The organism is Pseudomonas sp. St29 (assembly GCF_001547915.1).
GTDB lineage: Bacteria > Pseudomonadota > Gammaproteobacteria > Pseudomonadales > Pseudomonadaceae > Aquipseudomonas.
Map to the genome: position 1 here is coordinate 6597274 of NZ_AP014628.1, position 14089 is coordinate 6611362.

Here is a 14089-nt window from a genome sequence, read left to right on the forward strand (position 1 = left end):
CGGTGCTGGATGACGGCTGGCCGCCACCGGCACCGGGAGAGGGATCTTGTCGCTTAAGGCAGAGCGGCCACCACGGAAAGCTCGATGAGGATTTCCGGCTCGCAGAGCTTGGCCTCCACAGTGGCCCGGGCCGGGGCCACGCCTTTTGGCAGCCACTGGTCCCAGACACTGTTCATGCCCGCGAAGTGGGCATCGATGTCCTTGAGGTAGATGGTCACCGACAGCAGCTTGCTCTTGTCGGTGCCCGCCAGGTCCAGCAGACGCTCGATGTTGGCCAGGGTTTCCCGGGTTTGCTGTTCGATCCCGGCACTCATGTCATCGCCGACCTGCCCGGACAGATACACCGTACCGCCGTGAACGACGATCTGGCTCATGCGCTCATTGGTGAGCTGGCGCTGGATTGACATGTTTAGCTGACTCCTGAGGGTTGCCATAACGGGAAATATCGAGGCCTTCGGCGCTGATCTGCGGCTTTTTCTTGGCCATCAGATCCGCCAGCAAACGACCGGAACCGCAAGCCATGGTCCAGCCAAGGGTGCCGTGACCGGTATTGAGGAACAGGTTCTTGAACGGCGTCGCGCCAACAATCGGCGTGCCGTCCGGCGTGGTCGGACGCAGGCCGGTCCAGAAACTGGCCTCGGCCAGATTGCCGCCCTGAGGATAGAGATCGTTGACGATCATCTCCAGCGTTTCACGCCGGCGCGGGTTCAGCGACAGGTCAAAACCGGCGATCTCAGCCATGCCGCCAACACGGATGCGGTTGTCGAAACGGGTGATCGCGACCTTGTAGGTCTCGTCGAGGATGGTCGACGTCGGGGCCATGGCCGGATTGGTGATCGGCACGGTCAGGGAATAGCCCTTGAGCGGATACACCGGAGCCTTGATGCCCAGCGGCTTGAGCAGTTGCGGCGAGTAGCTGCCCAGGGCCAGCACGTAGCGGTCGGCGGTTTCCAGCTTGCCGTCGATCCACACGCCGTTGATCCGGTCACCGGCGAAGTCGAGGCGCTGGATGTCCTGGCCAAAACGGAATTCCACACCCAGTTTGCTGGCCATTTCCGCCAGGCGCGTGGTGAACATCTGGCAGTCGCCGGTCTGGTCGTTGGGCAGGCGCAAGGCGCCGGCAAGGATATCGGTGACGCTGGCCAGGGCCGGTTCGACCCGGGCAATGCCGTCACGATCCAGCAACTCGAACGGCACGCCGGACTCCTTGAGGACGGCGATGTCCTTGGCTGCGCCATCCAGTTGCGCCTGGGTACGGAACAGCTGGGTGGTGCCCAGGCTGCGGCCTTCGTAGGCGATGCCGGTTTCCGCCCGCAGTTCGTCGAGGCAGTCGCGGCTGTACTCGGACAGACGCACCATGCGCTCTTTGTTCACTGCATAGCGGCTGGCGGTGCAGTTGCGCAGCATCTGCGCCATCCACAGGTATTGATCGATATCGGCGGTGGCCTTGATCGCCAGCGGCGCGTGGCGTTGCAGCAGCCACTTGATGGCCTTGAGCGGTACGCCCGGGGCAGCCCAGGGCGAAGCATAGCCAGGCGATACCTGGCCGGCGTTGGCGAAACTGGTTTCCATGGCTGCAGCCGGCTGGCGGTCCACCACGGTCACTTCAAACCCGGCCCGGGCCAGGTAATAGGCACTGGTAGTTCCGATAACGCCACTGCCCAAGACCAGAACGCGCATTTTCATTTCCCTCATCGCGGCATGACCGCTGACGTTTGTTATTCAGAGCACAGATGGGCGCAGTGTAAGAAACATTGAGCAGTGATTTTCACTATATAACCGCCTATATTTGGCGAGAATTCTCGGCAATATCGCTTTTCACGGAGGGGCATCCCCTATGCGCACCAATCATCAGACTCGTCGTGCCCTGGACAAGATAGATCGCAATATCCTGCGGATTCTCCAGGCCGATGGACGCATTTCCTTCACCGAGCTCGGAGAGCGGGTCGGACTGTCCACCACCCCCTGCACCGAGCGAGTGCGGCGCCTGGAGCGCGAGGGAATCATCATGGGCTACAACGCCCGCCTCAACCCGCAGCACCTCAAGGGCAGCCTGCTGGTGTTTGTCGAGATCAGCCTGGACTACAAGTCCGGCGATACCTTCGAGGAGTTTCGCCGGGCGGTGCTGAAGCTGCCCCACGTGCTGGAGTGCCATCTGGTCTCCGGCGACTTCGACTACCTGGTCAAGGCGCGGATCTCGGAGATGGCGTCCTATCGCAAGCTGCTGGGGGACATCCTGCTCAAGCTGCCCCACGTGCGCGAATCCAAGAGCTACATCGTCATGGAAGAAGTGAAGGAGAGCCTGAGCCTGCCGATTCCGGACTGAGTCGAGGCGGCGCCAGGCGCTGTCGCCGGCAAGCCGGCTCCTACGGAGTGCGAGCGGCTAGACCAGGACCTGGCGATTGCCAGCCATGTAGGCGTGGATCTGCTTCTCGACCCGAGGGTGGATCATCTCCACCGGGCGCCGACCGTTGGGGCACGGCAGGCTCGGCGTAGTGCCGAACAGACGGCAGATCAGCGGACGCTCGTCATACACCGTGCAACCATCGGGTCCCAGGTGCACACAGTTGAGCTCGTCCATGGCAGCCTCCTGCTCGGCGGCGGTCTTGCGCGGCAGTCGGGACATTTCCTCTGGCGAGGTGGTCACCGGGCCGCAGCAGTCGTGACAACCGGGAACGCACTCGAAAGAGGGAATCTGCTGACGCAGGCTGCGGACGATTTGACGGTTACAGCTCATGAAAAAGGCTACCGGGACAGGAATAGCCGGGGATTCTGCCTCAAATGCCCCGCAGCAGACAGGGCCGGGCGTCCCGCGGTTGCCGCAACGGAAAGCCCCGGCTTATGCTCCGTGCATTTTTCCAGACGCCACAATCAGGACGCTTTCCATGCCCGCCAGCCCTCAGCACGCCGCTTCCTACTACGCCGCCAGCAGCCTGCCGCAGCCCGACTATCCGGTGTTGGCGGGCGAGCTGACGGCGGACGTATGCGTGGTCGGCGGCGGGTTCTCCGGGCTCAATACCGCACTGGAACTGGCCGAACGCGGGTTCAGCGTGGTCCTGCTGGAGGCCCGCAAGATCGGCTGGGGCGCCAGTGGACGCAACGGCGGGCAACTGATCCGCGGGGTCGGCCACGGCCTCGAGCAGTTCACCAAGGTGATCGGCAGCGACGGTGTGCGACAGATGAAGCTCATGGGGCTGGAAGCGGTGGACATCGTCCGCCTGCGCATCGAGCGCCTGCAGATCCCCTGCGACCTGACCTGGGGCTACTGCGACCTGGCCAACAAGCCGGCGGACCTTGAAGGCTTCGCCGCAGATGCCGAAGAGCTGCGCAGCCTGGGCTATCGCCATGAAACCCGCCTGTTGCAAGCCGATGAGATGCACAGCGTGGTGGGCTCCAAGCGCTACGTTGGCGGCCTGATCGACATGGGCTCGGGCCATCTGCACCCGCTCAACCTGGCCCTGGGCGAAGCCCGGGCGGCGCAGCAGATGGGCGTGCAACTGTTCGAGCATTCGTCCGTCACCCGCATCGACTACGGCCCCGAGGTCAAGGTGCACAGCGCCCAAGGCACGGTCCGCGCCAAGACCCTGGTCCTGGGCTGCAACGCCTACCTCAACGACCTCAACCCGGAGCTGGGGGGCAAGGTCCTGCCGGCCGGCAGCTACATCATCGCCACCGAGCCCTTGAGCCCGGCCCAGGCCCGGGAACTGCTGCCACAGAACATGGCGGTCTGCGACCAGCGCGTGGCCCTGGACTACTACCGGCTCTCGGCCGACCGCCGACTGCTGTTCGGTGGTGCCTGCCACTACTCGGGACGCGACCCCAAGGACATTGCCGCCTACATGCGGCCCAAGATGCTGGACGTGTTCCCGCAACTGGCCGCAGTGAAGATCGACTACCAATGGGGCGGCATGATCGGCATCGGCGCCAACCGCCTGCCGCAGATCGGCCGGCTCAAGGACCAGCCCAATGTGTATTACGCCCAGGCCTATTCCGGTCACGGCCTGAATGCCACGCACCTGGCGGGCAAACTGCTGGGCGAAGCCATCAGCGGCCAGCACGGCGGGGGCTTCGATCTGTTCGCCAAGGTGCCGCACATCACCTTCCCCGGCGGCAAGCACCTGCGCTCGCCCCTGCTGGCCCTGGGCATGCTCTGGCATCGCCTGAAGGAGCTGGTCTGACGCCCAGCCCCAGCCAGTCGCCGGCGGTCACAGACGCCAGAACGGCTTGAGGCCCTCGGCCCGCGCCTGCTCGGGGCTGAGTCCGACATCACGCAACTGCTCGGCGCTCAGCTCCAGCAACGCCTTGCGGGTGCGCAGCCGATGCCAGTACAGCCCCCAGGTGCTCAAGCCCGGCGGCGCGCGGCGCGGCAGAGTCGCCGCCGACCATTCCTGCTCCGCCTCCAGCTCCTGACCGCGTAACGACAGCCGCACATCGCTCAAGCCGTTCATTTGCATTGCTCCTGTTTGCTCAAATTGCCATGAGCAGACATGATGCGTGGCGCCACAAAACCATTACAGACTCAAAACAGCGGTATTAACTCCATACAGTTTTGCCAAAAATGGCGCTGAATCCTGTATTTTCGCCCCATCTGTACTGGTTCTCTGCCACCGTCACCTCGAGCCCACGCCATGACCCTCTATGTGAACCTCGCCGAACTCCTGGGCACCCGCATCGAACAGGGCTTCTACCGCCCGGGAGATCGCCTGCCCTCGGTACGCGCCCTGAGCGTCGAGCATGGGGTCAGCCTGAGCACCGTGCAGCAGGCCTATCGCTTGCTGGAGGACAACGGGCTGGCGATGCCCAAGCCCAAGTCCGGGTACTTCGTCCCCCCCAGTCGCGAGCTGCCCGCCTTGCCGGCGGTCGGGCGTCCGGCGCAAAGGCCGGTGGAAATCTCTCAATGGGACCAGGTCCTGGAGCTGATCCGCGCCGTACCGCGCAAGGACGTGGTGCAGTTGGGCCGCGGCATGCCGGACATCACCACGCCGACCATGAAGCCCCTGCTGCGAGCCCTGGCCCGCCTCAGCCGGCGCCAGGACATGCCCGGCCTGCACTACGACAACATCTACGGCGTGCTTGAGCTGCGCGAGCAGGTGGCGCGGCTGATGCTCGATTCCGGCTGCCAGCTGGGGGCCGGTGACCTGGTGATCACCACCGGCTGCCACGAGGCGCTGTCCACCAGCATTCGCGCCATCTGTGAGCCGGGGGACATCATCGCCGTCGACTCGCCGAGCTTTCACGGCGCCATGCAGACCCTCAAGGGCCTGGGCATGAAGGCCCTGGAAATCCCCACCGACCCGATTACCGGCATCAGCCTGGAAGCCCTGGAACTGGCCCTGGAACAGTGGCCGATCAAGGCCATACAGTTGACCCCCAACTGCAACAACCCCCTGGGCTACATCATGCCGGAGTCCCGCAAGCGGGCACTGCTGACCCTGGCCCAGCGCTTCGACGTGGCAGTCATCGAGGACGATGTGTACGGCGAGCTGGCCTACACCTACCCGCGCCCGCGCACCATCAAGTCCTTCGACGACGACGGCCGGGTGCTGTTGTGCAGCTCCTTCTCCAAGACCCTGGCCCCGGGCCTGCGCATCGGCTGGGTTGCCCCCGGCCGCTACCTGGAGCGGGTGCTGCACATGAAATACATCAGCACCGGCTCCACGGCCCCGCAGCCGCAGGTGGCCATCGCCGAGTTTCTCAAGAGTGGCCACTTCGAGCCCCATTTGCGCAAGATGCGCACTCAGTACCAGCGCAATCGCGACCTGATGCTCGACTGGGTCAGCCGCTACTTCCCCGCCGACACCCGCGCCAGTCGCCCACAAGGCAGTTTCATGCTGTGGATCGAACTTCCCGAGGGGTTTGATGCTCTGAAGCTCAATCGGGTGCTGCTGGACCAGGGCGTGCAGATCGCCGTGGGCAGCATCTTTTCCGCCTCGGGCAAGTACCGCAATTGCCTGCGGATGAACTACGCTGCCAAGCCAACCGCGCAGATCGAAGACGCGGTACGCAAGGTCGGAGCCGCGGCCATCAAGCTGCTCAGCGAGACCCCGGACTGATCCCGAGCCGTTGCAGGAAGCCGGCCGCCCCATGCCAACCCGTGCCGTGATGCGAGATGACCTGACTTGAGCCGTTTACAGGCATTCACCTGGCTTTTGCTGCTGAGCCTCGGGCTGGGCGGCTGCGCCACCCTGGAAGTGCCCTACCAGCCCAGCCAGGCCCTGCCCGCCAGCGACTCCACCTTTGCCCAGTCGATCCGGGCCCAGGCCGCCCCCCACCAGGGGCGCTCGGGCTTTCGCCTGCTGTCCAACAGCACCGAAGCCTTCATGGCCCGCGCCGAGCTGATCCGCAGCGCGCAGAGCAGCCTCGACCTGCAGTACTACATCGTCCACGACGGGGTCAGCACGCGCATGCTGGTGGACGAGCTGCTCAAGGCCGCCGACCGTGGCGTGCGGGTGCGCATCTTGCTCGACGACACCACCAGCGACGGCCTGGACCAGATCATCGCCACCCTGGCCGCCCACCCACAGATCCAGATCCGCCTGTTCAACCCGCTGCACCTGGGCCGCAGCACCGGCCTGACCCGGGCCATGGGGCGCCTGTTCAACCTGTCGCAGCAGCACCGGCGGATGCACAACAAGCTGTGGCTGGCGGACAACAGCGTGGCCATCGTCGGCGGGCGCAACCTGGGGGACGAGTATTTCGATGCCGAACCCAACCTGAACTTCACCGACATCGACATGCTCAGCGTGGGGCCGGTGGCCGAGCAACTGGGCCATAGCTTCGACCAGTACTGGAACAGCGCCCTGAGCCGACCCATCGGCGAATTCCTGTCCAGCGCCCCTTCGGCCAGGGCCCTGGACAACACACGCCAGCGCCTGGAGGAGTCGCTGCAGGACAACCGCCGGCAAAACCAGGCGCTGTACCGGCAACTGAAGACCTACCAGACCCGGCCGCGCATGGACATCTGGCGCAAGGAGCTGATCTGGGCCTGGAACCAGGCCCTGTGGGACGCACCGACCAAGGTCTTGGCCAAGGGCGATCCCGACCCGCACCTGCTGTTGACCACCCAGCTGGCGCCGGAGCTCAAGGGGGTCAGCAAGGAGCTGATCATGGTCTCGGCCTACTTCGTGCCCGGCCAGCCGGGCCTGGTGTACCTCACCGGACGCGCCGATGCCGGGGTGCACGTGAGCCTCCTGACCAACTCCCTGGAGGCCACCGACGTGCCCGCGGTGCACGGCGGCTACGCGCCTTACCGCAAGGCCCTGCTGGAGCACGGAGTACGGCTGTTCGAATTGCGCCGCCAGCCCGGCGACCACGGCGGCAGCGGCCCACATTTGTTGCGCAGTACCTGGCGCGGCTCGGACTCGAGCCTGCACAGCAAGGCGATGATTTTCGACCGGCAGAAATCCTTTGTCGGCTCGTTCAACTTCGACCCGCGCTCGGTGCTGTGGAACACCGAAGTCGGGGTCCTGGTGGACAGCCCGGAACTGGCCGGACACCTGCGCGCCCTGGCCCTGCAAGGCATGGCTCCGGCCCTGAGCTACGAGGCCAGGCTGCAGGACGGCAAGATCATCTGGGTGACCGAAGACAACCAGCAGTTGCACAGCCTGAGCCGGGAACCGGGCAACTGGTGGCGGCGCATCAACGCCTGGCTGAGCAACCGCGTCGGCCTGGAGCGCATGCTCTAGGCCGACGCGGGCCGGTCAGCGCTTGAGCAGCTGGTTCTGGATAAAAGCCTCCAGACCCGGCGAGTGATAGAAGCCCATGCAGCGCTCGAAAATCGCGTTGATCGGGTAACCGGCCTCGTTCTTCATCGGCGGCCCGCCGACATGGAAGTGGCCCGTCTGCCGCTTGACGAAGTGGCTCAGGGCCTGGGGGCGCCGGCCGGAGCCGTCGTGGTCCAGTTGCACCCGATCGACGAAGTAGGACGCGTCGTGCAGGTCGAACGCCTTGTAGAACTGCAAACGCTCGTAGTTATCGTCCAGGCACTCCTTGAGCGCCAACTGCTTGAGCCGCTCCACCGACGGGCCCTTGGGCGCCGCCTCGGCGAAGCCGGCGAGCGAAAACGTCAGCACCCACAGCGCTGCGCCGAACCCCATCCTTGTCTTGAGCGTCATCTGAGCGTCCTGATTGAACCAGCAGCCCAGAAGCCTATACCGATTGCGGCATCGCAGCACCCAATGCCCCCTGGCGCAGCAACAGCACGATCAGCCCCAGGGCCCCGGCCGCCATCAGCCACAGCAAGGCATGGCCGCTGACCCACTGGCTGCCCGCCCCCGCCACCAGCGGCCCGATCAGGCAACCAATCCCCCAGAGCTGCGCCACATGCGCGTTGGCACGCACCAGGGCGTCATCGCGATAACGCTCGCCGATCAGAATCAACGACAGGGTGAACAAGCCCCCGGCGCTGGCACCGAACAGCACCCACAACGGCCAGATCAGCACCGTGTGGAGCAACAGCGGAATCGCCAGGCTCGACAACAGCAGTGCCACCGCGCAACCGGTGAACAGGGAGCGCCGCGACAAGCGATCAGCCAAGGCGCCAATCGGCAGTTGCAGCACCGCATCGCCGACGACCACGGTACTGACCATCGCCAGGGCGATGTCTTCGGCAAAGCCCTGGCGCAGGCAATACACCGGCAACAGCGTCAGGATCATCGCCTCAAAGGCGGCAAACAGCGCCACGGCCCAGGCGATCGCCGGCAGCCCACGGCAAAAGCGCCCCAGGTCGACCAGGGTCACGCTGCAGGCTTCGGTGACCGGTGCGCCGCTGCGGCCGATCAACAGCAAGGGCGATACCACCAGCAGCCCGACCCCGACCCAGAAGCCGTGGTCGGTCTCGGTGCCCAGGACTCCCAGCAGCAAGGGCCCGGCCAACTGGCTCAAGGCATAACAACTGCCATACAGCGCAACCAGCCGCCCACGCCACTGCTCGACCACCAACTGGTTGATCCAGCTTTCACCCAGGATGAAGACGATGGTCAGAACCGTGCCCAGGCCCAGGCGCAGCACCAGCCACAGCGGGTAATTGGGCAACAACGCCAGCAATGCAATCGACAGCGCCCCGCCCCACAGGCACAGGCGCATCAGGCCCGCGGTGCCGAAACGCGCCGCCAGGCGGCTGGCGAGCTTGGCCCCAAGCAACACGCCAAAGGCCGGCATCGAGGCCATGACGCCAATGGCAAAGGGCCCATAACCCCAGCTTTCCAGGCGAAACGACACCAGCGGCATGCTGACGCCCAGGGCCAGGCCGACACTCAGGACAGCGGCCAAAACGGCGAAATAGGTCGCCCAACGCATTTCCACGCTCCTGTGGATCATTGTTCTGCAAGGCACAGACAACACAGCCGGACTCCCCTGGCGGAAAGTCCGGCTGCGCTGTGGATCGAGGGCTGCGGCTGGAAGCCGGCTGGCCGGTGAAAGCGCCCCCCCGGGGGGCGCATCACCTCAAACCCGAAGGCTCAGAGCTTGATCCAGGTCGCTTTCAACTCGGTGTACTTGTCAAACGCATGCAACGACTTGTCGCGACCGTTGCCCGACTGCTTGAAGCCGCCGAAGGGCGCAGTCATGTCGCCGCCGTCGTACTGGTTGACCCAGACGCTGCCGGCACGCAGGGCCTTGGCGGTCTGGTGGGCCTTGGAGATGTTCGCGGTCCACACGGCGGCCGCCAGTCCGTAAGGGGTGTCGTTGGCGATCTGGATCGCCTCTTCCACGCTGTCGAAGGCAATCACCGACAGCACCGGGCCAAAGATCTCTTCCTGGGCAATCTTCATGGCGTTGCTGACGCCATCGAAAATCGTCGGCTCCACGTAGGTGCCGCCGGTTTCCTGCAGGGTGCGCTTGCCACCGGCCACCAGCTTGGCGCCATCAGCATGACCGGCCTCGATGTAGGACAGCACGGTGTTCATCTGCTGGGTGTCCACCAGGGCACCGACGTTGGTGGCCGGGTCCAGCGGATTGCCCGGCTTCCAGGCTTTCAGGGCCTCGATCACCAGCGGCAGGAATTTGTCCTTGATGGAACGCTCCACCAGCAGGCGGGAACCGGCGGTGCAGACTTCGCCCTGGTTGAAGGCAATGGCGCTGGCGGCCGATTCGGCGGCGGCCTGCAGGTCCGGGGCATCGGCGAACACGATGTTCGGGCTCTTGCCACCGGCTTCCAGCCAGACACGCTTCATGTTGGATTCACCGGAGTAGACCAAGAGCTGCTTGGCGATCTTGGTGGAACCGGTGAACACCAGGGTGTCCACGTCCATGTGCAGGGCCAGGGCCTTGCCCACGGTGTGGCCGTAGCCGGGCAGCACGTTGAACACGCCAGCCGGGATCCCGGCTTCCACGGCCAGGGCGGCGATGCGGATGGCGGTCAGCGGGGATTTTTCCGAAGGCTTGAGGATCACCGAGTTGCCGGTGGACAGCGCCGGGCCCAGTTTCCAGCAGGCCATCATCAGCGGGAAGTTCCACGGCACGATGGCCGCGACCACGCCCACTGGCTCACGGGTCACCAGACCCAGCTGATCATGGGGGGTAGCGGCCACTTCGTCGTAGATCTTGTCGATGGCCTCGCCGCTCCAGCTCAGGGCTTGCGCCGCGCCGGGAACGTCGATTTGCAGGGAGTCGCTGATGGGCTTGCCCATGTCCAGGGTTTCCAGGAGCGCCAGCTCCTCGGCGTGCTGCTTGAGCAGGCCGGCAAAACGGATCATCACGGACTTGCGCTTGGCCGGCGCCAGGCGCGACCAGACGCCGGAATTGAAGGTGGCGCGGGCATTGTCCACGGCGCGCTGGGCATCGACGGCATCACAGCTGGCAATGCTCGCCAGTACACGGCCGTCGACCGGGCTGATGCACTCGAAAGTGTCGTTGGAAACGGCTGCGGTGTATTCACCGTTGATGTAGGCGCGGCCTTCGATTTTCAGGTCGCGGGCACGTTGTTCCCAGTCGGCACGAGTCAGGGTGGTCATACGAGTGTCCTCCTCTTATTTGAATACAAGCGCCACGCAAACTACGCCGGCACTCATGAAGAATTCTGCCCGGCCAGCCTGTTTTCGGCCAAAGGCACCCGCCACCCTAAACCAGCGACACCTGTACTTTCAATATATTTGACAAAGCCCGGGCAAACGCCATTGCTATGTGCATTTTAATAAACATAGACTTTGGCCTTCATAGCCACTCGCGCCGCAATCACGGGGGATTACAAGAATGAGCATCCACAACGTCGTCGACTTCAGCCAGGCCAACACCGAGGGCGAACGCTACCGCCCTGCTCCGGAGAAAGTCCTCAAGGGCGATCCCGAACAAGCGGTGTTCAACCATTACGGCAGCCCCTGCGGGCAGCTCAACGCCGGGATCTGGGAAGGCGCCGTGGGCCAATGGACGGTGAACTTCACCGAACACGAATACTGCGAGATTCTTCAGGGCGTGTCGGTGCTGCGGGACAACGATGGCAACGCCAAGACCCTGCGTGCCGGCGACCGCTTCGTGATTCCGGCCGGCTTCAAGGGCACCTGGGAAGTGCTGGAGCCCTGCCGCAAGGTCTACGTAGCCTTCGAACAGAAAGCCTGAATGCCAGGCACAAAAAAACCCGCTTGAAGGCGGGTTTTTTTGTCAGAAGAAAAATCAATTACTTGATTTTGCCTTCCTTGTAGATCACGTGCTTACGAACAACCGGATCATATTTCTTGATCTCGATTTTGTCCGGAGTAGTACGCTTGTTCTTGTCGGTAGTGTAGAAGTGACCAGTACCGGCGCTCGAGATCAAACGAATCAATTCACGCATGATTAGCTCCCTTAAACCTTGCCGCCATCGCGACGGATTTCGGCCAGCACGACATCAATGCCGCGCTTGTCGATGATACGCATGCCTTTGGCAGATACGCGCAGACGCACAAAGCGTTTCTCGGACTCAACCCAGAAGCGGTGATGCTGCAGGTTCGGCAGGAAACGACGACGGGTTTTGTTGTTTGCGTGGGAAATGTTATTCCCAGTCACCGGACCCTTACCGGTAACTTGACAGACTCTAGACATGCCTCAGCCCTCTAAAACCACATGCCCAACCCGGCATGGGTTGGCCGCTTAATCTCTCAGTCATTTGGCGCCAGGCGCCGCGTTTCTTTAGGGTCTTACCGGCTACACCTACAAGCGAAGGAACCGGGCCCCTAGAAAAGAGCGCTGCTTTATACCAGAAAGACCCCATAGCAACAACAGCCGCTGTGCGCAGGATGATGAAAAGTCCTGATTTTCTTGCGCCGGACGCCTGCGGCAAAGGCTACCGCAGAAATCTACCGCTCGTCGCAGAATATATTTGCGACATTCTCCAACAGAGAATTCGCCACGCCCGCGACGCCAGATCGACCCGGGAATGCCTTCGGGGCGCAGGCGCAACCCCAGGTTTTGGCCCCGGATACAAAAGGGGATAGTCATTTCATAAAGAGGCCACTAGGGTAGGGCATTTCCAGACTGCACTCGCAGATGGGCCTTCGATCTGCACAAGGAACCCGACCATGCGTCTCGCCGCCCTCCCGCTCCTGCTCGCCCCACTTCTGAGCCCATTGGCCCAGGCCGCTGCACTGAGCGTCTGTACCGAAGCCAGCCCGGAAGGCTTCGACGTGGTGCAGTACAACTCGCTGACCACCACCAATGCGTCCGCCGACGTGCTGATGAATCGCCTGGTGGAGTTCGATGCCGCCAGCGGCAAGGTGGTCCCCAGCCTGGCCGACAGCTGGGAGGTGTCCGCCGACGGCCTGAGTTATGTCTTCAAGCTGCACCCCAAGGTCAAGTTCCACCGCACCGACTACTTCACCCCCAGCCGCGAGCTGAGCGCCGAAGACGTGAAATTCAGCTTCGAGCGCATGCTCGATCCGGCCCACCCGTGGCACAAGGTCACCCAGAGCGGTTTCCCGCACGCCCAGTCCCTGCAGCTGCCCAGCCTGATCAAGAGAATCGACGCTCTGGATCCGCTGACCGTGCGCTTCACCCTGGATCACGCCGACTCGACCTTCCTCGCCACACTGAGCATGGGCTTTGCCTCGATCTACTCTGCGGAATACGCCGACCAACTGCTCAAGGCCGGCACCCCGGAGAAGCTCAACAGCCAGCCGATCGGCAGCGGCCCCTTCATTTTCGGGCGCTTCCAGAAGGACGCGTCGATCCGCTACAAGGCCAACCGCGACTACTTTGCCGGCAAACCGGCAGTGGACTCGCTGATCTTCGCCATCACCCCGGACGCCAACGTGCGCCTGCAGAAACTGCGGCGCAACGAGTGCCAGATCGCCCTGTCACCCAAGCCCCTGGACGTCCAGGCAGCCAGTGAAGACCCCACGCTGAAGGTCGAGAAAACCGCGGCATTCATGACCGCCTTCGTCGCGATCAACAGCCAGCATCCGCCCCTGGACAAGCCAGAAGTGCGCCAGGCCATCAACCTGGCCTTCGACAAGCCCCATTACCTCAAGGCCGTGTTCGAAGACACCGCCGAGGCCGCCAACGGCCCGTATCCACCCAACACCTGGAGCTACGCCAAGGAATTGCCCGGCTACGCCCACGACCCGGAAAAAGCACGCCAACTGCTGGCCAAGGTCGGCCTGAAAAACGGTTTCGAGACCACCATCTGGACCCGCCCCTCCGGCAGCCTGCTCAACCCCAACCCCAGCCTGGGCGCCCAACTGCTGCAAGCCGACCTGGCCCAAGTGGGGATCCAGGCAGAAATCCGCGTGATCGAATGGGGCGAGCTGATCCGCCGGGCCAAGGCCGGCGAGCATGACCTGCTGTTCATGGGCTGGTCCGGCGACAATGGCGACCCGGATAACTTCCTCACACCGCAGTTCACCTGCGCAGCCGTCAAGTCCGGCACCAACTTCGCCCGCTATTGCGACCAGAACCTGGACAAGCTGATCACTGCCGGCAAGACCACCAGCGAACAGGGTGTGCGCAGCAAGCTGTACCAGCAGGCCCAGACCCAGATCCAGCAGCAGGCGCTGTGGCTGCCCCTGGCCCATCCGACCGCTTTCGCCCTGACCCGCCAGCAGGTCGAGGGCTATCAGGTGAGCCCCTTCGGCCGCCAGGACTACTCGAAGGTCAGCGTCAAATGAACCCCGGGGGCGCC

General features: G+C 63.8%; 15 protein-coding genes. 6 read left to right on the plus strand and 9 right to left on the minus strand.

The window, feature by feature from the left end; translation table 11 throughout:
- Positions 1 to 53: 53 nt before the first annotated feature.
- A complete protein-coding gene (locus PST29_RS29530) occupies positions 54 to 407 on the minus strand; it encodes a RidA family protein (protein ID WP_060841702.1) in 354 nt (117 codons plus the stop codon).
- Positions 379 to 1680 (minus strand): D-amino acid dehydrogenase, encoded by a 1302-nt coding sequence (dadA, locus tag PST29_RS29535; protein WP_060841703.1) that lies wholly within the window; start codon positions 1678 to 1680, stop codon positions 379 to 381. Before dadA ends, PST29_RS29530 begins: the two co-directional genes overlap by 29 nt.
- A gap of 157 nt (positions 1681 to 1837) precedes the next feature.
- Here dadA and PST29_RS29540 point away from each other — a divergent pair, with 157 nt between their 5' ends.
- Positions 1838 to 2326, plus strand: coding sequence for an Lrp/AsnC ligand binding domain-containing protein (locus tag PST29_RS29540; RefSeq protein ID WP_011064210.1), 489 nt, complete (start codon positions 1838 to 1840; stop codon positions 2324 to 2326).
- A gap of 57 nt (positions 2327 to 2383) precedes the next feature.
- Here the strand turns inward: PST29_RS29540 and PST29_RS29545 are convergent, their stop codons facing one another.
- Positions 2384 to 2737, minus strand: a complete 354-nt coding sequence (locus PST29_RS29545) for a YkgJ family cysteine cluster protein (protein ID WP_060841704.1) — start codon at positions 2735 to 2737, stop codon at positions 2384 to 2386.
- 148 nt (positions 2738 to 2885) lie between these two features.
- Here PST29_RS29545 and PST29_RS29550 point away from each other — a divergent pair, with 148 nt between their 5' ends.
- The gene (locus tag PST29_RS29550) at positions 2886 to 4178 is read left to right on the plus strand and encodes an NAD(P)/FAD-dependent oxidoreductase (protein WP_060844957.1); all 1293 of its coding nucleotides are present in this window, start codon (positions 2886 to 2888) and stop codon (positions 4176 to 4178) included.
- 27 nt (positions 4179 to 4205) lie between these two features.
- Here PST29_RS29550 and PST29_RS29555 read toward each other — a convergent pair whose 3' ends face one another.
- Positions 4206 to 4448, minus strand: a complete 243-nt coding sequence (locus tag PST29_RS29555; protein WP_060841706.1) for a DUF1127 domain-containing protein — start codon at positions 4446 to 4448, stop codon at positions 4206 to 4208.
- Positions 4449 to 4628: 180 nt separating this feature from the next.
- Here PST29_RS29555 and PST29_RS29560 point away from each other — a divergent pair, with 180 nt between their 5' ends.
- Both PST29_RS29560 and PST29_RS29565 read left to right on the plus strand, forming a co-directional pair.
- On the plus strand, positions 4629 to 6053 hold the full coding sequence (locus tag PST29_RS29560) for an aminotransferase-like domain-containing protein (RefSeq protein WP_060841707.1): 1425 nt from the start codon (positions 4629 to 4631) through the stop codon (positions 6051 to 6053).
- Between the two features lie 66 nt (positions 6054 to 6119).
- Positions 6120 to 7685 (plus strand): phospholipase D family protein, encoded by a 1566-nt coding sequence (locus PST29_RS29565; protein WP_060844958.1) that lies wholly within the window; start codon positions 6120 to 6122, stop codon positions 7683 to 7685.
- Between the two features lie 15 nt (positions 7686 to 7700).
- Here the strand turns inward: PST29_RS29565 and PST29_RS29570 are convergent, their stop codons facing one another.
- The 3 genes from PST29_RS29570 to PST29_RS29580 form a co-directional block, all read right to left on the minus strand.
- The gene (locus tag PST29_RS29570; RefSeq protein WP_148659681.1) at positions 7701 to 8114 is read right to left on the minus strand and encodes a hypothetical protein; all 414 of its coding nucleotides are present in this window, start codon (positions 8112 to 8114) and stop codon (positions 7701 to 7703) included.
- 34 nt (positions 8115 to 8148) lie between these two features.
- Entirely contained in the window at positions 8149 to 9297 is a 1149-nt protein-coding gene (locus PST29_RS29575) for an MFS transporter (RefSeq protein WP_060841710.1), read from the minus strand.
- A gap of 161 nt (positions 9298 to 9458) precedes the next feature.
- The gene (locus PST29_RS29580; RefSeq protein WP_060841711.1) at positions 9459 to 10952 is read right to left on the minus strand and encodes an aldehyde dehydrogenase; all 1494 of its coding nucleotides are present in this window, start codon (positions 10950 to 10952) and stop codon (positions 9459 to 9461) included.
- Between the two features lie 238 nt (positions 10953 to 11190).
- Between PST29_RS29580 and PST29_RS29585 the strand changes: the two genes are divergently transcribed.
- On the plus strand, positions 11191 to 11553 hold the full coding sequence (locus PST29_RS29585) for a cupin domain-containing protein (RefSeq protein ID WP_060841712.1): 363 nt from the start codon (positions 11191 to 11193) through the stop codon (positions 11551 to 11553).
- A gap of 58 nt (positions 11554 to 11611) precedes the next feature.
- Here the strand turns inward: PST29_RS29585 and rpmG are convergent, their stop codons facing one another.
- Positions 11612 to 11767: a 50S ribosomal protein L33 gene (gene rpmG / locus PST29_RS29590; protein ID WP_003177274.1), complete on the minus strand. Its 156-nt coding sequence runs from the start codon at positions 11765 to 11767 to the stop codon at positions 11612 to 11614.
- A gap of 11 nt (positions 11768 to 11778) precedes the next feature.
- Positions 11779 to 12015, minus strand: coding sequence for a 50S ribosomal protein L28 (rpmB, locus tag PST29_RS29595; protein WP_011064219.1), 237 nt, complete (start codon positions 12013 to 12015; stop codon positions 11779 to 11781).
- A gap of 476 nt (positions 12016 to 12491) precedes the next feature.
- On the opposite strand from rpmB, the gene PST29_RS29600 reads away from it, so the two are divergent.
- The gene (locus PST29_RS29600; RefSeq protein WP_060844960.1) at positions 12492 to 14075 is read left to right on the plus strand and encodes an ABC transporter substrate-binding protein; all 1584 of its coding nucleotides are present in this window, start codon (positions 12492 to 12494) and stop codon (positions 14073 to 14075) included.
- The last annotated feature ends 14 nt before the right edge of the window (positions 14076 to 14089 follow it).